The organism is Alteromonas sp. 009811495, assembly GCF_028865455.1.
In the GTDB taxonomy this organism is placed as follows: domain Bacteria; phylum Pseudomonadota; class Gammaproteobacteria; order Enterobacterales; family Alteromonadaceae; genus Alteromonas.
Window position 1 is genome coordinate 1,656,424 of sequence record NZ_CP113972.1, and the last position, 19,979, is coordinate 1,676,402.

A 19,979-nucleotide genomic window follows, 5' to 3' on the forward strand; every position below is an offset into this window, starting at 1 on the left:
ATGAAAGAGTCGGTAGTTAGGAAGCTCGAGCATCTTGTTGAGCGTTTCGAAGAAGTTCAGGCCCTGTTAGGTGACCCTGATGTTATCGGCGATCAAGAGAAGTTTCGCAATCTATCCAAAGAGTTTAGCCAGCTTGAAGACGTTGTTGCTGGCTTTAATGCCTATCAGCAAGCCCAAGAAAATCTTGCGTCTGCGTTAGAAATGCTAAACGAAGATGATGCAGAAATGCGTGAAATGGCACAAGAAGAGATGAAAGAAGCGAAAGCGGACATTGAACGCTTAGAAACAGAGCTTCAAGTGCTGTTACTGCCTAAAGATCCTAACGACGACAATAACTGTTTCTTAGAGATTCGAGCAGGCGCTGGTGGTGATGAAGCTGCCATTTTCGCTGGCGACTTATTCCGTATGTACAGTCGTTATGCAGAGAGCAGAGGCTGGCGTGTTGAATTGGTCAATGCCAATGAAGGCGAACATGGTGGTTATAAAGAAGTTATTGCTAATATTAGCGGTGACGGGGTTTATGGCGTTATGAAATTCGAGTCAGGCGGTCACCGCGTTCAGCGAGTGCCTGAAACGGAATCGCAAGGACGTATCCACACTTCTGCATGTACTGTTGCGGTATTACCGGAAATTCCTGAGTCAGAAGCCATTGAGATTAATCCAGCTGAACTTCGAATTGATACGTTCCGCGCATCAGGTGCGGGTGGTCAGCACGTAAACAAAACTGATTCTGCTATTCGTATTACTCACTTGCCGTCAGGCTTAGTGGTTGAATGTCAGGACGAGCGCTCACAGCATAAAAACAGAGCGAAAGCGATGTCTGTATTGCAAGCGCGTTTGAATCAGATTGAAGAAGAAAAACGTGCCGCTGAAGAGGCCTCAACCCGCAAAAGCTTGGTGGGTAGTGGCGATCGCTCAGAGCGCATTCGCACATACAACTTCCCGCAAGGTCGCGTTACAGATCACCGTATCAACCTGACAATCTATCGACTTGATGAAGTTGTAGAGGGTGATTTAAAGCAGCTAATTGACCCTATATTACAAGAGCACCAAGCTGACTTATTGGCGTCGCTTTCTGACGAATAACGATGCGAATTGACACCGCCCTCAATTGGGCAATAAAACAACTCGAGGGCGGTGAATCGCCCTCGGTTGATGCCAAAGTATTATTGGCTCATGTGTTAAATAAAACACAAACCCACTTATTCACTTGGCCGGATAAAACAATAAGTCCGATTGAGCAATCGCAGTACGAGGTTGCAGTGAAAAGAAGGCAATCAGGTGAGCCTGTCGCTTACATTATTGGGCAGCGAGACTTTTGGACGCTTTCGCTTAAAACGTCACCGCACACGTTAATACCTCGCCCTGATACCGAAATACTGGTAGAGCAAGTACTGCATTGGGCTCATCAACGCCTAAAGACCGCGCACGACATTCCACTTGATATTTGTGACCTTGGCACGGGGACCGGCGCAATTGCGTTGGCTGTCGCTTCAGAGCTCAAAGATAGCAAAGTTTTTGGTGTCGACTTTCTTTTAGAAGCGGTGACTTTGGCCACGTCGAATGCCAAGTTAAATGCCATTTCAAATGCGACCTTCAAACAAAGCGACTGGTTTAGCGACCTTGGCGATCTGAGGTTTGACGTTATTGTGTCAAACCCACCCTATATCGAAGATACAAGCCCTTATTTAGCTCAAGGTGATGTGCGTTTTGAACCTAAGTCAGCCCTTATTGCAGGTCAAGACGGTTTAGACGATATCAAGCATATCATCAAACATGCACCTCATTACTTAAAGGCACAGGGACTATTGGCCTTTGAACACGGGTTTGATCAAGCTTCTCGTATACAAGCATTGCTGCTTGAAGCTGGATTTAGCGATGTTAAATCGGTTAAAGATTACGGAGGAAACGACAGAGTGACATTTGGTGTAATTAGTGGTTGAAAAACGTGCAAGTTTGCTTATATTCTGTTTTGCATTAGTATCTTTGTGACGCACTATAAAAATAAAAAGTGTAAAGCATAACAATCTTTTACCTTACAGGATGTACCAGATGAATGACGACTTTCTATTCGCAGAAGACGATGACGAAAATGAATATGACGATCTGGGTAGTTGGAAAGTACTTATTGTTGACGATGAACCTGAAGTACATGCCGTTACCAAACTTGCACTGAACGACTTTAGCTTAAATGGTAAAACGCTTGAATTTGTCAGTGCTTACAGCGGTGAGGAAGCCAAAAATTGCTTTAGAGACCACGATGATATTGCAGTAGTTTTACTTGATGTCGTAATGGAAACGGATGACGCTGGGTTAAAAGTGGCCGAGTATATTCGCAACGAACTCGATAACCACTTCACTCGTATAATTCTGCGCACAGGGCAACCCGGTCAAGCCCCAGAGAAAGACGTTATTATCAATTACGATATAAACGACTATAAATCAAAAACTGAATTAACGGCTCAAAAACTGTTTACCGTTATCATCGCTGCGCTACGCTCCTACAGAGACATTATCGTTATCGAAGAAAACCGACGCGGTTTAGAAAAGATAATTGACGCCTCGGTCGACTTGTTTTCGTCTCGTTCCCTTGAAAAATTTATGCAGGGTATCATCCAGCAGTTAGCCTCAATATTAGGGTGCTCTAAAGATGCGGCCTACATTACGACAGCGGTAGCGACAACGTCACGAACGTTAAACACGGTTAATTCACCAAGCAATGTCAAATCCTCAATGGGTAAAGACGAGCTCTATGTTTTTGCTGGCAACGGCGAGTATGCAAGTAAGGAAGGTGTAGCGCTAAAAGAGGCAATCAGCCCCCAAGAATACGCTTTGTGCGCCAAAGCTATGCGCGAAAAACAAATAGTTTACGCTGAAGACCATGTCGTGGCTTATTGTAATAGCAAGTCGCATAAAGGGGCGTTGTTATATCTTTCTGGTTTACCTAGAAGAATTGGCGAAAGCGATAGACACCTTGTAAAGCGCTTTTCTGATAGTGTGCAACTCGCGTTTGATAATGTACTTAAAACGGTAGATGTCGAAGCAACTCAGCGTGAAATTATTGAGCGACTTGGTAAGGTGCTTGAGCACGAAAACGAGTCATCAAATCATATTAAACGCATGATTGAGATGTCAGTACTGCTTGCGCAAAAAGCAGGGCTAAAAGAAAAAGATGTTAACGCGCTTAAACTCGCCATTCCTCTTCATGATATCGGTACCTCTTTTGTGCCAAAATCGATTTTGCACAAATCTACGCCTCTCACTGAAGATGAGATTTTTGAAATTCGCAAACACGCCGAGTTCGGTTACCAAATACTGAAGAATTCAAGTCGACCCACTATTCAGTTAGCTGCAACATTGGCCAAAGAGCATCATGAGCGCTGGGATGGGCGTGGTTACCCTGATGGTAAAGCGCAAGATGGCATTCAAATCGAAAGCCGCATAGCAACGCTTGTCGACGTGTTTGATGCATTGATTAACGAACGTCCGTATAAGCCAGCATGGACTATCGATAAAGTGGAAGCGGTGATCCGCGAAGAAAGTGGGAAGCATTTCGACCCTGAGTTAGTGTCTTTGCTTTTAAGCGACTTACCTGCATTTTTAGCGATACAGGCGCAATACCCTGACGACACAAAATAATTCAGCGAAGCTGTCGTGATTGATATTTGGGCATTTAGTTTGAATATCACATAAAAGCGTAACACTTTTCGAATTAAATCAACGATAATTACAGGTGCTTTTGCACCTGTATTTTTTTACAACCATAACAACAATAAGCGAGACATTGACCATGTACATGATGGCAAAACATCTTCATTTGACGGCTGTTGCACTAAGTATCCTTTTTTTCGTTTTTAGATTTATTTGGTCACAGTTTGATGCAAGCGCGCTCACCAAAAAATGGGTAAAAATTCTGCCCCACATTATCGATACAGTATTACTTGCAAGTGCAATTTGGCTTTGTGTTATTCTATCTCAATACCCCTTGGTTAATGCATGGCTAACATTCAAAGTCATAGGCGTTGTGCTTTATATTGTGTTCGGCCTATTTGCGCTAAAGAAAGCCAAGACCTCTGTCGCACGTTGGGGCTTTTTTGTTGCTGCGTTAGCTGTGCTTATGGCGACAGCGATGGTGGCAGTCACCAAGCAACCCCTCTTTTAGTTAATATTGGATATAAACATGTCTGAATCTCAACAGATTATTCGCGTTGGTGACGTTGAAGTCGCTAACCATCTTCCTTTTGTATTGTTTGGCGGAATGAACGTTTTAGAGTCGAGAGACTTAGCAATGCGTATTGCAGAACATTATGTTGAAGTTACGCAAAAGCTGAATATTCCGTATGTATTTAAAGCGTCTTTCGACAAAGCGAATCGTTCTTCGGTAACGTCTTATCGCGGACCAGGAATGGAAGAAGGCTTGCGCATTTTCGAAGAAATTAAGTCGACGTTTAACGTCCCGTTAATTACTGACGTTCATGAGCCCCATCAAGCAGCCCCAGTGGCAGAAGTGGTAGACGTTATTCAGCTTCCGGCTTTCTTAGCACGTCAAACAGACTTGGTGGTTGCTATGGCGAAAACCGGTAATGTAATTAATGTTAAGAAGCCTCAGTTTTTAGCCCCTCATGAGATGCGACATATAATGGGCAAGCTAAGCGAGGCGGGTAACGACAATGTTATTTTATGCGAGCGCGGCAGTTGCTTTGGATATAACAACCTTGTGGTAGACATGCTGGGTATGGACGCGATGAAGGAATATGCGCCAGTTATATTTGATGCAACTCACGCATTACAAATGCCTGGTGGGCGTGCAACATCAGCTGACGGCCGTCGAGCACAGGCTGCGCAATTAGCTAGAAGTGGCATGGCACTTGGCCTTGCAGGTTTGTTCATTGAAGCACATCCTAATCCAGACGAGGCAAAATGCGATGGACCGTGTGCATTGCCGTTGGCTAAGCTAGAGCCTTATTTACAGCAAATGAAAGCGTTGGATGAACTTGTAAAAGGCTTTGATGCGTTAGATACCAGTAATACCTAAGCGATACGTGACGTTAGTTATCTTGTAAGGTTGATGGCGTATGCCGGTGCGTGCACCGGCATGCGTATCAGGTGTGAGAGTGGCTTATTCGCTTTCTGCGACGGTCACGCGCTCTTCACGTTTGCTCATAGCAATTAGATTTTCATGCAGTTTTATCTGCACGGCTTCAGCCAAAATTGCTTTTGACTGCTTTCTTACAAGAATGTGTGCGTCATTTTCAGGCAGTACATCTGCCATTTTAACGCTGGTCATTGCAGTGTTAATTAATGATTGAAGATTGATCTTTTCTGGTTGTGCGTTAGCATTTGCAGCGGCACTTGCGAATGCCATTACAGACACGCTAGCTAGTAGTAGTTTTTTCATTTTCACACCTAATAAAAATAATTAAAAATATGTTGCTTTTTGTTAAAATGATTAACAAGTAAGCTGTATAAAACGCTGAAATTCAAAGTTCTTTTTAAATTTCGGGTAAATAGTAGTCAGTATTGGGTTAAAAATAAAACGAGTTAAAGTATGGGTGGTCATTAGAAAAACTAATGCTTTTGTCATGCTTTGGTCACACTGGGTTGAAAAGTTTATATGCATCGACGTTTACCCCCCTTAAATGCGCTCAAAGCCTTTGAGGCAGCTGCGAGACACTTGAGTTTTACAAAAGCCGCCGATGAGCTTTTTGTGACTCAAGCTGCGGTGAGTCACCAGATAAAAGCGTTAGAAGATTTTTTATCGATGAAGTTGTTTCTTCGTCGAAATCGAACTTTGCTGCTGACTGAAGAAGGACAGGCGTATTTTTTGGAGCTTAAAGATATATTTAAGCATCTCCAAGAAGCGACAGAGCGGTTATTAGCAAAGGGGAGCAAAGGCGCAATTACCGTGGCGATGCCACCGAGTTTTGCAAGCCAATGGCTGGTACCCCGTATTCATAAATTTAGTCTTGCGCACCCAGATATCGATGTTCGAATCAAAGCGGTGGATTTTGACGAAGGCTTTTTAGAAGACGACGTGGACGTTGCCATTTATTACGGAAAAGGGCGATGGGCGGGGTTACAAGCCGACCAATTACATCGAGAGTTTCTTACGCCTTTGTGCTCGCCATTGTTGTTCCAAGGACCTAAACCGCTAAATGATTTATCTGATTTGCGTCATCATGTATTGCTTCACGATCTCAGTCGGGCAGCGTGGAAAAACTGGCTTAAAACGGTTGGTGTTGTGGGCGTGAATGTAAATCAGGGGCCGGTATTTAGTCACTCAATGTTAGTGCTTCAAGCTGCTGCACTGGGGCAGGGTATTGCCTTGGGCAATACTGTGCTTGCGCGTCCTGAGATTGAAGCAGGGCGACTCGTGATGCCATTTGAGGAGCGTGTAGAAAGTAGAGATGCTTTCTATTTAGTGTGCGAGGAATCACAAGCAGAGTTAGGCAAAATTGCTGCCTTTAGAGATTGGATTTTAGCGTTAGTCGAGGAAGAGCAAGACGATGTTTGATATTGAAGTGCACAAAGGCGCCAACCCAGCGGCTAGGCTTATACTGGCTCATGGTGCAGGTGCGGGCAAAGAGCATGAGTTTATGCAGGCAGTGGCACAAGCGCTAAATGCACATCGTATCGAGGTTGTTTTGTTTAACTTCCCCTATATGCAAGTTATTAAAGAGACAGGAAAGCGCCGCCCGCCGGATAAAGCTGAAAAGCTGCTAGCGCATTTTTCAGACGTTGTTGATCACGTTTCTCAAACGCGTCAATCACTGCCTACTTTTATCGGTGGGAAGTCAATGGGTGGGCGAATGGCCACAATGTTGGTAGACGACATTGAAAGCGTAAAAGGTGCGGCAATTCTTGGTTACCCTTTCCATCCGCCAGGAAAGCCTGGAAAGACTAGAACAGAGCACCTCGAAACAATCACCAAACCCATACTGATTGTGCAAGGAGAGCGCGACACGTTTGGTACACAAAATGAAGTAGAAACGTATACACTTTCATCATCGATTCATTGTGAGTTTCTTCTTGACGGTGATCACAGCTTAAAACCACGAAAGGCTAGTGGAAAAACACATCAAGAACACATTGAGCATGCTTCAACGCTGATAGCAGCCTTTATCAAAAATACGATTTAACATTAACGCTGTAATCGCCTTACAACATTATTCGCTACCGAGTAAACGTTAGCAAACAGTGCTAAAAGAGTGTCAAATGAGTTCAACAAATTACAATACATCGTCCATGGCTCCCATGCTGCTTGCAGCTGGTGCTATATTTGCCGGAACAAGTGTTATGCTTGGCGCATTTGGGGCTCACGGACTAAAAAGCCTTTTATCTGCTCAGATGCTAAATACTTTTGAGATTGGCGTTCGTTACCAAATGTATCATGGCCTTGCTATCCTAGTACTGCCAGTTTTATCCACTTATGCAGAAGTTAAATGGCTTAACCGCGCAGCGATGTGTTTCGTGGTGGGCGGCGTTTTGTTTTCGGGAAGTTTATATGCGTTGGCACTCACTGGCATAAAATGGTTTGGGCCGGTAACACCTTTGGGCGGCCTATTCTTCATTATGGGGTGGGCAGTGCTTGCTTTCACTCTAGTACGTGGCCAGCGCGCCATTAAGGTAAGTAATGACAACTAGTATTTTAGCGTATTGTAGGCCGGGTTATGAGAATGACACCGCCAACGAATTAACAACGCGTTATGGTGAAGCAGGGTGCTATGGTTACCCAGTATCGAAGAAAAATAATGGCTTTGTTCACTATCATTTATACGATGCTGCTCAGCTAGAGGACACAGTGAGTCAGTTCGCGGTTAGCGAGAGCATTTTCCCCCGACAACTAGTTGCGGTGTTTGCCAGTATGGCAGACATTGAAAAAGAAGACCGTGTAGGGCAGGTATTAGAGACGCTAAACAATATAGAAAAACCGTTTCCACTGTTTGGCGCAGTCGATGTTGAATATCCTGATACCGAAGAAGGGAAGACCCTAGCAAAGTTTTGTAGAAAGTTTACCGTTCCTTTGCGACAAGCGCTTCGAAAAGCCAATTGGCTTACTACAAAGGAAAACGCAGGAAAACCCAAACTACATATTTTCTTTGAATCATTTGAAATTTGCCATATTGGCTATACATTGCCCAATTACGCAAGTGCGGATCATTTGGGGATTTGTCGTCTAAAATTCCCAAGCGATGCGCCAAGTCGTTCGACGCTAAAACTCGAAGACGCATTAGTGAATATGCTGAGCGCAAAACAGCAGGAACAAGTGCTTCGAACGGGCGGACGAGCAGTTGATTTGGGGGCGTGCCCAGGTGGTTGGACATATCAACTGGTTAAGCGTGGAATGTATGTAGAGGCCATTGATAATGGCCTTGTAGCAGACAGTTTAATGAGTACAGGGTTAGTTGAGCATCATGCCGCAGACGGATTTACGTATCGACCACAATTTGGTCGTGTAGATTTGCTTGTATGTGATATGATAGAGCAACCCGATAGGGTAGCAAAGTTGATGGGTGACTGGCTGGTTAAACACTGGGCAACGCACGCGATTTTCAACTTGAAGCTACCTATGAAACAACGTTATGAAACTGTAGTTGAAGCCATGACGTTGCTAAAAAGCCGTTTAAATGCGTTAGAAGATGCATTTGCGGTAAAGGTGAGGCATCTCTACCACGACAGAGATGAAGTTACAGTAACAATTGTTCGCACTTCAAAAGATGAGGTGTGATTTTGTTATTTTTCAAAAAAGTGTCATAACATGTTAAGTTGTTGATACTTATAGAAAAGAATTGATGGTGGTGCGGATTTTAGCAAACGAATTTGAGGTTTATGCTAAAAAAGGTGTAAATCTGGTACAAAAATCCTTTATAATCCGGCCGTTTTTTTACTCTGAACCAATGAAAGTGAACTAATGTCAGACTTATCTTTATACAGAAACATTGGTATTTTCGCCCACGTAGACGCGGGTAAAACTACCACAACAGAACGTATCTTGAAGCTTACTGGTAAAATCCATAAAACTGGTGAGGTTCACGATGGTGAATCAACTACTGACTTCATGGAGCAGGAAGCTGAGCGTGGTATTACTATCCAGTCAGCGGCTACTACCTGTTTCTGGAAAGATCATCGCATGAACATCATCGATACTCCGGGACACGTTGACTTTACAGTTGAAGTATATCGTTCACTTAAAGTACTAGACGGCGGTATCGGTGTATTCTGTGGTTCTGGTGGTGTTGAGCCTCAGTCAGAAACTAACTGGCGTTATGCTAACGAATCTGGCGTTGCTCGCTGTATTTTCGTTAACAAGCTAGACCGTATGGGTGCAGACTTCTACCGTGTTGTTGGCCAAGTTAAGAAAGTACTTGCTGCTAATCCACTAGTAATGACGCTTCCAATCGGTATCGAAGACGACTTCAAAGGTGTTGTTAACCTTCTAGACATGAAAGCGTACATCTGGGACGATTCAGGTCTTCCTGAGAACTACGAAGTTGTAGATATTCCAGCAGACATGGTTGAAAAAGCGAACGAATACCGTGAGCAACTAATCGAAACTGCTGTTGAGCAAGACGACGACCTAATGATGGCTTACATGGATGGCGAAGAGCCGTCTCTAGAAGACATCAAGCGTTGTATCCGTAAGGGTACTCGTGATCTAGCGTTCTTCCCAACTTACTGTGGTTCTGCATTTAAGAACAAAGGTATTCAGCTAGTTCTTGACGCAGTTGTAGACTTCCTACCTTCTCCAACAGAAGTAGATCCTCAGCCACTAACTGACGAAGAAACTGGTGAGCCTACTGGCGAAGTTGCAACAGTATCTGTTGACGAGCCGTTCCGTGCGCTTGCGTTCAAAATCATGGACGACCGTTTCGGTGCCCTTACGTTTATCCGTATCTACTCTGGTAAACTAAACAAAGGCGACACTATTCTTAACAGTGCAACTGGTAAGACTGAGCGTATCGGCCGTATGGTTGAGATGCACGCTGACGAACGTACTGAACTTACTTCAGCACAAGCTGGTGATATCCTAGCTGTTGTTGGTATGAAGAACGTTCAAACAGGTCACACACTATGTGATCCGAAGAACCCTTGTACACTAGAGCCAATGATCTTCCCTGAGCCAGTAATCTCAATTGCTGTTAAGCCAAAAGACAAAGGCGCTAACGAAAAGATGTCTATCGCTATCGGTAAACTAGTAGCAGAAGATCCATCTTTCCAAGTTGAAACTGACGAAGATTCAGGCGAAACCATCCTTAAAGGTATGGGTGAGCTTCACCTAGACATCAAAGTTGATATCTTGAAGCGTACTTACGGCGTTGAGCTAGAAGTTGGTCAGCCTCAGGTTGCATACCGTGAAACTATCACGCAAGCAGTTGAAGACAGCTACACGCACAAGAAGCAGTCTGGTGGTTCTGGTCAGTTCGGTAAGATTGATTACCGCATCCGCCCGGGCGAAACTAACTCTGGCTTCACGTTCGCTTCTACTGTTGTGGGCGGTAACGTACCTAAAGAATTCTTCCCTGCGATTGAAAAAGGCTTCAAGAGCATGATGGAAGTAGGTCCTCTAGCGGGTTACCCAGTACTAGACGTTGAAGTTGAGCTATTCGACGGTGGTTTCCACGCAGTTGACTCATCAGCAATCGCGTTCGAAATTGCAGCGAAAGGTGCATTCCGTCAGTCAATGCCAAAAGCGGGTCCTCAAATTCTTGAGCCTGTAATGAAAGTTGACGTGTTCAGCCCAGAAGACAACGTTGGTGACGTAATCGGTGACCTTAACCGTCGTCGTGGTATGATCAAAGACCAAGAAGCTGGCGCTACTGGCGTTCGCATCAAGGCTGACGTACCTCTATCTGAGATGTTTGGTTACATCGGTCACCTACGTACTATTACATCTGGTCGTGGTCAGTTCTCTATGGAATTCAGCCACTACTCAGCATGTCCTCAGAACGTAGCTGACAAAGTAATTGAAGAAGCAAAAGCTCGTAAAGACGCTAAGTAATTAGCGCTAACGTGACTGTTAGTTAACTAACAGCTTCGAAATTTAAAAACCGGTCTTAATGGCCGGTTTTTTTGTGTTTGTCAAAACAATACGCTGTGCCACTGAGAGTAAATACTCAGGTGTTTATCGTTTTAGTCTACAATGAAAGAGTATCGACAGAGGAAAAGCAGAGGGAATATATCGATGTCTAAAAAGGTTTTATTAATCGGACTGCGGTCAGACAACGTAAACTATGAAAAATGGCCTCAGTTATCGAAGGAAAAACTCGATGCGGCTTTCGAACAAGTGGTGAGCGAACTAAACAACAATGGCTATGACTCATTGTGGTGCTTAACCGATCAAGGGGAGACCGCTGCGCAGCAGGTGGAAGAGGCGTTAGCAAAGGAAAAGCCTGATATCGTTTTAATCGGCGCAGGTGTAAGAACGGACCCAGACCATTTCCTCTTGTTTGAACAGGTAATAAATATTGTTCATGCCAATGCACCTAAAGCAAAAATTGCATTTAATTCATTACCTTATGATTCGCTGGATGCAATTAAGCGTTGGAGTTAAAGCGCCACTTTGTGCAGTTAGTACACAAAGCGGCGAAAGTGTAAACACTACTTAGTTTAGTAGATAAGCAGCGGCAGTCTCGATACCTAAATCAACACCCTGTTCGCGTTGTTCACGCGTAAAAAATGGCACTTCAATATCGACAGGAATGCCCGTTCCTTCGTACCATTCGCCGTCAGGTGTAAGGTAAAACTCATTTGACATACCGATATTGAAACCGTTGGGAAGCGTCCACTCCAATACGTTTGAAAATGCACCATGTGTCGCTTCACCAATAAGTGTAACGTTTGGCATTTCGTCCATAATCATCGTAAACGTTTCTGCTGCCGATACCGTACTAGCACTGGTTAAAACAACAATAGGTCCAAGGTAATTAATCTCTGAGCGGGGCGCTATATTGATGTCTAATAGTTCAGTCCTATTATTGCCATCACGAGCTTGTTTGCTAAATGCGTGAAACTCTTCTTGAGCAAAACGACTGGCGATAGCCATGCTAACATAATCGAATCCACCGTCATTGGTTCTCACATCAATGATTAGACCTTCAACATCTTTGAGATCGGTTAGGGCTTCATCTAACGCCGCATCTACGGCTGCAAGTGTATTGCGATTAAAGGTCAGCTCGTCATCGGTACTTTCAGCAAACCCCTGCATAGAGCCAATAAAAAGATATCCTAATCCTTCGTTTTGAAACCATCGGATGGCATCGTTTTCAGTAGACTTAACATCACTTGAGTCTTGTGCGTAGTTAGCCACAATTTGCCACTGCAGTGTTAAATTATTCAAAATGTAGCTTTCAAGCTGTTCCAATAGTGCCGTGGTCACGTCATCGCCAGAAATGGGATAGCTTAAGCTATTGTCATTGGCGAACTCTTCAACAAGACGTTCAAGCAGAGTTTGCTTGGTGGTAACTTTGTACTCTAACCCTTGTGGCGAAATCACATAGTTATGACCGTCGGCTAGTGGTTCAAGGGCGTAAGCCATTGCCGCGAACAGCGCTTCACTATTTGAATTTGTTGTTAACTCAGCACCTGTCGTTTGAACAACATCGGACCAATTAACACCCATACGTTCGAAATCTACGTAATATTCTTCAAAGATCTGGGTGTACATAGCAAATAGCTCTACGCTATCGAAACTACTTTCGTAATTCTCATCAATGGTGATTGGGCCTGTTTCACATGCTTGCGGCAATGCGTCGGCTTTATTAAACCGATAGCCAGGAGGGCCAAAAGTATCCGTACCTGTACCGGAGTACCATTCAAGTGTATTTACACTGTCCGTTTTTCTTAAAAGTCGCTCAAGAGACAGAGTGTCAACTTCAGTTTCTATGCCCATAACAAAACAGTAGTCGCTGGTATATTGATAAATTGCTGCTGAATCGTTACCTATTGCAATGCTAAGACCATAGCCAGGTGCAATCCAATTCCCTTGATATTCCTCAGAAATGGGATCTTCGAGCGATGCTGTAGGATTAATGTTAATTGGATCGTTGCTTGAACCACAACCTGCAATGACTGATGCAGCTAATAGTGACAACCCAAGTCGCGATAATATTGTCTTGTTCATATATCCCTCTCTTACGTAATGTTAAAAAACGAATTGTGTATGCGAGAAAGGGTAAAGTGGGTAAGGTGAATGGAAGGTGAAGGTTTATCATTAGTGGTCGGTAAGCCATTCACCGACCATCTCAAATACCATTAATACATTTTGTAGGGCAAAAACTTACCTGACATAACAACGCTAACTCTGTCGCCTTTAGGGTCGTTTTCACGTTGTAAGTCCATAGAAAAGTCGATGGCGCTCATAATGCCATCACCAAATTCCTCATGTATGAGTTCTTTTAGTGTTGTACCGTACACACTTACCAACTCATACCAACGGTAAATAAGCGGATCGGTTGGTACTTCAGTCGGGAGTGAGCCTTTGTAGGGTACAATTTGCAACCATGCAATGGCTTCATCACTGAGTTCGAGCAGTGAACCGACGTTTTCAGCTTGTTGCTTGGTCATGGCCATTTGGCCTAAACACGCTGCGGTACTCCATTCTTTAGATTGGCCAATTACTTCAGCGATTTGTCGCCATGAGATACCTTTTAAAATTTTTGACGACTGGATCATGTCTGTAACTTGAGTGCGAGATGTAATCATGTTGATTCCTCTGTTAAGTTGAATAAATAAGAACAAGCGTAATTAAATTGCTTATTACAAGTGCAAGTGAAAGGGCCTGATAAAACGCTAATGGGCTGCGTCTTACTAATGGTACAGGTTGAGACTGTTGATTAACGGTGGGGTAGCGAAGGGCATGAACAAATTCTGATAGTGCAGCAAAGCGTTTCGTAGGGTTGATGTGCAACGCGCGGCGAAGTGTCATATCGACCCAATTAGGAATAGGGCGCTGTGCGTCTAGCACACTTTGGTACTTCAATTTGTATTGGGCTGCATATGTATTGCCATGGGCAACTTTGTTATTGTACGGATAGCGGCCACAAAGCATTACGTAGCAAAGCACCGCGAGTGAATATTGATCAGACTGTACTGAGCCCGCTTCACCCAAAAAATACTCGGGAGCAGCATAGAGTGCTGTGCCAGGAATGCCTTGCCTATGATAAAGAGACGGCGCTTGTAATAGGCAGGCTGCACCGAGGTCGATAAGTGTGCAATGGCCTTCTGGGTTGATAATAATATTCTCTGGTCGAATATCACGGTGCACAATGCCTTGTCGATGCATGGACTGAAGGCCTGTAGCAACTTGCTCGATTATACTTCTCACCTGTTCAAGGCTTGGCGTATCATTATCCATCATCCATTGCGCAAGCGTTTGGCCTTCTACGTACTGACTTAAGCAATATTGCTTAGATGGAGGGTTAGAAAAGCCCAGTTCAACATGCAGCGGATGCTTAATGATATGAGGGCAATCTATCCGTCTGGCAAACCAACTTTCGATATTAGGAAGTAGTGTACAGTCTAACGTTGTGGGTTTGTCAGTAGTAATGAAGTCTGTCGCAAGTGTTTTTAGCACGAGTTGGTGGCGGCCAGAGGTTTCATTTTCCTTGTTACCTGACGCTGATGTCGCCAGATAAACGTGGCTGCGAGCCGATGTATAAAGCTGCCTTTTTACTATAAGCCCGTCAACGCTATCGCCAACAGTGAGGTGTAAGGCTTGGTCACTTTGAGGCACGAATAAAGTGTCCGGCGTGGATACAAAATTGGGAGTGATGGTAATTACCAATAAAGTTGCATTGTCATCACTACCACTATCAAGCGCGCGATTTACATGTTGCTTGGCGAATTCGTCGGGCAATGATTGAAAGGTTTGCGCCTCTCTTAACGCATCTGAAATACTTGTAAATTCAAAGACACCATCACTACTTAGTGCAATGCTACTGCGTTCCGATAACGTCAACGTACTATAGTCAATCGCAATCTGCGAAGAAATGCCCAGGGCGTTTGCTAGATAACTATGGTCAGGCGACTCTGTGCTTGGCTGTCGATGCCCTCGAGTAAGGGTTTTGCAAACTAACGATGTAGCGATTTGCACTTCACAATCACCAACGTGAAAAATGTGAAGCGTATTGTCAACAATGACTACAGCAGAAAAAGTGCACACATAACCTTTTTCAGGGGTGTAACAAAACGCACTTTGTTGGTTTCTCGCCCAGAGCAATGCGTTTATTTCGATAATGAGTGCTTTTGCTGTTTGTTCAATGTCCCAAACTTCAGGGGCAAGATTGAACATTTTGGTGAAATGTGAAGTGGCGAAGTCACTGGCAACTTGACTCACTGTACTACTGCTTATGCCATCGGCAATGAGAAAAAAACTGGCTCGCTCATGACGAAAATTAGATGAATGGCTATGCGGTTTTGCTATGCAGTAACTGAATGCATCTTGATTAACGCGCTTTATTCCTTTGGTAGATTATGCGCTTAGCTCAATGTGCGTCGATGCTCTTGAATGACTAGGTTGATTCAATGGTGCATTCATATCGCTAAGCTCTCATAGTAAAACAATAACCCCAATTGATTTAAGCTGCGCGACTTCTGTTGAATTAAATCATTCATAAAAGCCGCGCATGCGCATTGTTAAATGGGCAGTGTTTCAGATGCAGCTGCGCTATTTACAGGAATTTTGCGTTTGGGCAAAGTTTTTACGTGAGTGGTATACAGTGTTAGACCCGTGAAGGCTAAACCACCTACTAGGTTACCTAGCGCCGTTGGGATTTCGTTCCAGATGAAATAATCCATAATAGAGAAATCACCACCCATAATGAGGCCAAAGGGGAATAAGAACATATTAACCACAGAGTGTTCGAACCCCATGAAAAAGAACAGCATGATTGGCATCCACATTGCCAACACTTTGCCACTTACGTGGGTTGAAATCATCGCGCCGACCACGCCAAGAGACACCATCCAATTACACAGCATGCCGCGGATGAAAATGGTGATCCAACCTGCGGCGCCGTGTTCTGCGTAACCGAGAGTTCTCGCTTCACCAATGCTCGCTACCTTTGTTGCAATAGCACCGCCATCAACGTTGTATCCCATAGTAAAGATAAACGACATCATAAAGGCAACGGTAAGCGCACCACCAAAATTACCTAAAAATACTAATCCCCAGTTACGCAAGATCTGCTTTGGCGTAACGCCTGGTCTGTTAGCCAGCCATGCTAAAGGTGTCAGCACAAAAACACCGGTTAACAGGTCAAAACCCATTAGGTATAGCATGCAAAAGCCAACAGGGAAGAGTACGGCGCCTAGCAGGAAAACTCCAGTTTGCACTGCGATAGTGACTGCAAAGACCGCCGCCAACGCCAATATAGCACCTGCCATATAGGCACGAATTAATGTGTCACGAGTGGACATATATATTTTTGCTTCGCCGGCATCTACCATCTTGGTAGCAAATTCAGCAGGTAATAGATAAGCCATGGGTTCACCTTTTGTTTAAGTAATTAAATTAAGAGGCCAAAGGGTTTAAATGATCAAAAAAAGGCGTCCGCAATTCTCTTTCGCAAAAGAATTGGGGACGCCTTTGTCCAAATCATTTAAATTGTTATGGCACGTTCGATAGCATCTTAGAGCTTAAAAAGTACCGCGCTATCACTGTCTAACTGTAAATCTAATCCGCTCGATAACGTTATCGCAAGAAGTGTAAAGCGAGAAGAGTGCCAGTCTGAAATGACTTTCCGTATCGCTTTGAATATTCGAAAGTATTTCTGTTTTCATGTTACTTCTGAATGCGCAGAGATGAGAAATAGTTTGGTTCAAATGCACCAAAATTGGATAGTACCGCACTATTTATGTGAGAACTTTGTCTATGTGAAAACCTTAGTTGAGTGAGCGCTTTAGTCGTTTGTATCCTTGCTTCATTTTAATACTGGTCGCTTTTTCATCGGCCTGCTCTTGATAGCACAGTTGGGTATACAACCTATGTAAGTCATTAATAATACTGTTTGCGGTTGTATTAAGCTGAGCGGCTACTTTTTGTGTGTAGTGGCTTGGACTATCGTTGCCTCGTTTGGTGTTGGTGTGCTTTTCAATTAATGCTAATGACTTAACGTAATAGCGCTGGTATGGCGCAAGTGAGGGCACAAGGGTAACAGGGAAAAAATACACCAGTAAAATGACGCCAATTATGCCAATCAGGCTTAAAAATACTATGGTCATTTTCTTTGTACTAAGCTCCCCGAGCAGCCTTTCTAACATATCGCTTTGTGAATTGGCATCAAAGCCCAAAATCCATTTGCTCCACGTGTAGTCTAACTGCCGCAACCACCCTTGAATCTGGGTAAACAATTCAGCCTGCCCCAAATTACCTAGCAGCCCTTTCTCACGCTGCTCACCAAAATCGAGTAAAGCTTGTTCTAACCCATAAGCTAAACGAGAAGGTGCCACCATACTGGTAGGATCGAAGCGAACCCATTGTTCGCCTAACAAAGCTTCAACCCACGCATGGGCGTCATATTGGCGAACTTGGAGTACGTTGTCATTAAGTGCCTCGCCGCCGTGGTAACCTGTAACCATGCGTGCTGGAATGTGGGCTGCGCGGAGGGCGTAGGTCATTGCACCTGCATAGTGAGCGCAAAAACCCGATTTTTCGTCAAACAAAAAAGTGTCAATGGGGTCATCTGGCATAGCACTAGGTTCAAGGGTGTAACGAAACGATTGGTTGGCGAAGTGCTGCATAATGGCTTGCGCAACTTCTTGCGGCGTTTCAAACTTCGCTACAAGGTTTTTTGCCCATGCTTGAGTACGTGGGTTATTCGTCGTTTCAAGTACGAGGTTAAGGTTTCGCTCAAAGCCAGCGATGCTATTTATCACTGGTTGATCTGGCAAATAACGTAAATGAAATACTTTTTTGCTCGCCACGGGGACAGTTGCTCTTAAGGTATGGTCAAACAGTTCGCGTACTTCAACTGCGTTAAGTGCATTGTTGGGCACTGATACTTCTAAACCAAAAAGCCACGTTTGGTGAGTAGGCTCAACAATCATTTCATACGAAATATTATTTTCGCCGTTTTGCGTCTGCATAAGGGTTAACGGCGAAGGTTTATTCATTAAATAGAGTTGTCTTTCCGCCAAGCGCCGTTTATTGCTGATAGACCAGGTTTTCCCATCAAAGTCTTCCATTACCATGGCGCGCCAGTAACGAGTAGCCATTAAAGGGACATCTGACGCCGATTCGAAGGTTGCTGTAAATGCAAGATCGGATGATTTTGCTAAAGAGGCGATATCACCAGGCGTTACTGATTCAGACAGGCCTGTTTGTGATGACTTTGACGTAGGCATTTGCCACAAAGGAGGCAACTGAGGTAAAACCAAGAACAGTAAAAATGCAATTGGCAAGCCCTGCAAAACTAACGTTATGATAAATTTAGTGCTGTGTTTTACCGAAACATTTGGGCCGTGGTATAGGGCGGTTGCTAAAAGCAATAGTATTAGAATGCCCAAATACCCTAACCACGCTAATATACTTAGCGCAGAAATAAAACCGCAGCCAATAAGAAATAAACATGTACAAATAAGTAGATGAAAGTCTCTTTTTTTCTCGACCAACATAAGCTTGAGTGCACAAGCAATGACCAATAAATTGATCATGCTATCAAGTAGTCCTATTGATAGACCAAACCAGGCTAGCGCAAAAACAGCAAGAACCGCCAGCAAATTTACGGTTCGTACTTTGGGTAAGCTATGTGGCTGCTTAAGTGCAACAATACGTACTATACAGGCGCATACACCCAGCACTAAAACCCACAGCATCAACGCACTTTTTAGGGTGAAAAGTAGTACGCCAGACGCTACACACAACAGTATCATGGGGTTATGAGTAGGTGAGAACGAAAAGGCGTTTAGCACTTTTTTCATGATGCGGCCTTTTTAGCGTGTTTTACTTTTTGGGGTACTGTAGGCGCGGTGTCGGTTATCTTATTTACCGTTGTATCACTTTTAAATGTCAGTTTGTTATCTACAACAGCAAGTGCTTCTAAACATTTTATAAGATGAGATTGACCTGCATCGGGTGCGATCTCTATGCCGCGATAAGATAGTCCATAAACGGCTTGTTGTTTATGCAATGCCAGAACGTGCCACGTTAAAATGGAAACCGCTTCTTCCGTATTAAAACTTGGCGGTATCGTTATTACCTGAATCTGACTGTCCGATGTACTAAATTGCTTCACGACCCAATTGCCGTTCTTGGCAACTTGTTTCCACGCTACCCGATTAAGAGGTTGTCCTAGCTCGTAATCTGTCAACGCGTAGAAGTCATCAGCACTTGTGTTTGAGCGAGTTGTAGCGTTGTATTCATTACTGTCGTTTAAGCCTAATAAGTTGACGCGCCCCTCTATTGGTTTTGGGTAAACCATGCACCACTTGTTGAGGTCTATGTGCGTCCAACATTTATAGAGCCCCAAAGGAAAGTCACAGGCAATAGTCAAGCGTGGTAGCTTATGTCTTCCTCTGCTGCGAATTGAAATAGGGACGCGCAAGGTATCAATGACCTGAGAAGGGTTTTCATATTCATTATCTAGCGCATATTCGATTAACTTCGTGTCAGAGGCGAATTGTTTTTGTTGCCCCTTTCTTACTGGGCTCAACCACGATAGCTTTACAACCCCACTGGCACGTTTGTTTTTATGCGTTGGATGAGTGACTACGTGCAGCACAACTTCGCCTGTTTCATTACAATGAAATCCGTCAATACGCTTCGCTTTGAACGCAAGCCTTGCGAAGTTTTGGTGACTGTAGAAGAGTGTTAACAGCATGATGGCCAACATTAAATAACACAGGATTAACATGAGGTTATTTTGATAATTGGTGCCAAGTAAAAATAGGCAACATGCCATTATGATAAATGACCAACCAAAACCAGTAGGTAGGACGAATATGGTGTCCAATGTCATATGCACAGTGTCATTGGCTGGTAT

At 43.9% G+C, this 19,979-nt stretch carries 18 protein-coding genes; 11 read left to right on the forward strand and 7 right to left on the reverse strand.

All coding sequences use genetic code 11. The features are described from left to right. From prfA to kdsA, 5 genes are all read left to right on the forward strand, one after another. Entirely contained in the window at positions 1–1,086 is a 1,086-nt protein-coding gene (gene prfA / locus OZ660_RS07555; protein ID WP_226433048.1) for a peptide chain release factor 1, read from the forward strand. A gap of 2 nt (positions 1,087–1,088) precedes the next feature. Next, a complete protein-coding gene (gene prmC, locus OZ660_RS07560) occupies positions 1,089–1,943 on the forward strand; it encodes a peptide chain release factor N(5)-glutamine methyltransferase (protein WP_274743064.1) in 855 nt (284 codons plus the stop codon). Positions 1,944–2,052: 109 nt separating this feature from the next. After that, the gene (locus tag OZ660_RS07565; protein WP_202264917.1) at positions 2,053–3,639 is read left to right on the forward strand and encodes a response regulator; all 1,587 of its coding nucleotides are present in this window, start codon (positions 2,053–2,055) and stop codon (positions 3,637–3,639) included. 151 nt (positions 3,640–3,790) lie between these two features. Continuing rightward, entirely contained in the window at positions 3,791–4,162 is a 372-nt protein-coding gene (locus tag OZ660_RS07570) for a SirB2 family protein (RefSeq protein ID WP_274743065.1), read from the forward strand. Between the two features lie 18 nt (positions 4,163–4,180). Continuing rightward, entirely contained in the window at positions 4,181–5,035 is an 855-nt protein-coding gene (gene kdsA / locus OZ660_RS07575) for a 3-deoxy-8-phosphooctulonate synthase (RefSeq protein WP_159625328.1), read from the forward strand. 84 nt (positions 5,036–5,119) lie between these two features. On the opposite strand, the gene OZ660_RS07580 is transcribed toward kdsA, so the two are convergent. Then, complete coding sequence (locus tag OZ660_RS07580; RefSeq protein WP_159625326.1) at positions 5,120–5,398, reverse strand: hypothetical protein; 279 nt, start codon at positions 5,396–5,398, stop codon at positions 5,120–5,122. A 216-nt stretch (positions 5,399–5,614) separates the two neighbouring features. Here OZ660_RS07580 and OZ660_RS07585 point away from each other — a divergent pair, with 216 nt between their 5' ends. The 6 genes from OZ660_RS07585 (at position 5,615) to OZ660_RS07610 (ending at position 11,551) form a co-directional block, all read left to right on the forward strand. Beyond that, complete coding sequence (locus OZ660_RS07585) at positions 5,615–6,514, forward strand: transcriptional regulator GcvA (RefSeq protein WP_202264921.1); 900 nt, start codon at positions 5,615–5,617, stop codon at positions 6,512–6,514. After that, on the forward strand, positions 6,507–7,139 hold the full coding sequence (locus OZ660_RS07590) for an alpha/beta family hydrolase (protein ID WP_274743066.1): 633 nt from the start codon (positions 6,507–6,509) through the stop codon (positions 7,137–7,139). Before OZ660_RS07585 ends, OZ660_RS07590 begins: the two co-directional genes overlap by 8 nt. A 76-nt stretch (positions 7,140–7,215) precedes the next feature. After that, positions 7,216–7,644 (forward strand): DUF423 domain-containing protein, encoded by a 429-nt coding sequence (locus OZ660_RS07595; protein WP_274743067.1) that lies wholly within the window; start codon positions 7,216–7,218, stop codon positions 7,642–7,644. After that, positions 7,634–8,728, forward strand: a complete 1,095-nt coding sequence (gene rlmM / locus OZ660_RS07600; RefSeq protein ID WP_274743068.1) for a 23S rRNA (cytidine(2498)-2'-O)-methyltransferase RlmM — start codon at positions 7,634–7,636, stop codon at positions 8,726–8,728. Before OZ660_RS07595 ends, rlmM begins: the two co-directional genes overlap by 11 nt. A 183-nt stretch (positions 8,729–8,911) precedes the next feature. Next, positions 8,912–10,999, forward strand: coding sequence for an elongation factor G (fusA, locus tag OZ660_RS07605; protein ID WP_274743069.1), 2,088 nt, complete (start codon positions 8,912–8,914; stop codon positions 10,997–10,999). 183 nt (positions 11,000–11,182) lie between these two features. Further along, positions 11,183–11,551 (forward strand): SGNH/GDSL hydrolase family protein, encoded by a 369-nt coding sequence (locus OZ660_RS07610; RefSeq protein WP_274743070.1) that lies wholly within the window; start codon positions 11,183–11,185, stop codon positions 11,549–11,551. Between the two features lie 51 nt (positions 11,552–11,602). On the opposite strand, the gene OZ660_RS07615 is transcribed toward OZ660_RS07610, so the two are convergent. The 6 genes from OZ660_RS07615 to OZ660_RS07640 all read right to left on the reverse strand — a co-directional run bounded on the left by OZ660_RS07615 (position 11,603) and on the right by OZ660_RS07640 (position 19,817). Continuing rightward, a complete protein-coding gene (locus OZ660_RS07615) occupies positions 11,603–13,120 on the reverse strand; it encodes a S41 family peptidase (RefSeq protein WP_274743071.1) in 1,518 nt (505 codons plus the stop codon). A 131-nt stretch (positions 13,121–13,251) separates the two neighbouring features. Further along, entirely contained in the window at positions 13,252–13,701 is a 450-nt protein-coding gene (gene cynS / locus OZ660_RS07620) for a cyanase (protein WP_202264933.1), read from the reverse strand. Between the two features lie 13 nt (positions 13,702–13,714). After that, the gene (locus tag OZ660_RS07625) at positions 13,715–15,457 is read right to left on the reverse strand and encodes a protein kinase domain-containing protein (RefSeq protein WP_342455366.1); all 1,743 of its coding nucleotides are present in this window, start codon (positions 15,455–15,457) and stop codon (positions 13,715–13,717) included. 176 nt (positions 15,458–15,633) lie between these two features. After that, a complete protein-coding gene (locus OZ660_RS07630; protein WP_202264937.1) occupies positions 15,634–16,482 on the reverse strand; it encodes a formate/nitrite transporter family protein in 849 nt (282 codons plus the stop codon). Positions 16,483–16,881: 399 nt separating this feature from the next. Next, positions 16,882–18,918, reverse strand: coding sequence for a transglutaminase family protein (locus OZ660_RS07635; protein WP_274743072.1), 2,037 nt, complete (start codon positions 18,916–18,918; stop codon positions 16,882–16,884). Beyond that, on the reverse strand, positions 18,915–19,817 hold the full coding sequence (locus tag OZ660_RS07640; protein WP_274743073.1) for a DUF58 domain-containing protein: 903 nt from the start codon (positions 19,815–19,817) through the stop codon (positions 18,915–18,917). Before OZ660_RS07640 ends, OZ660_RS07635 begins: the two co-directional genes overlap by 4 nt. Between the last annotated feature and the right edge of the window lie 162 nt (positions 19,818–19,979).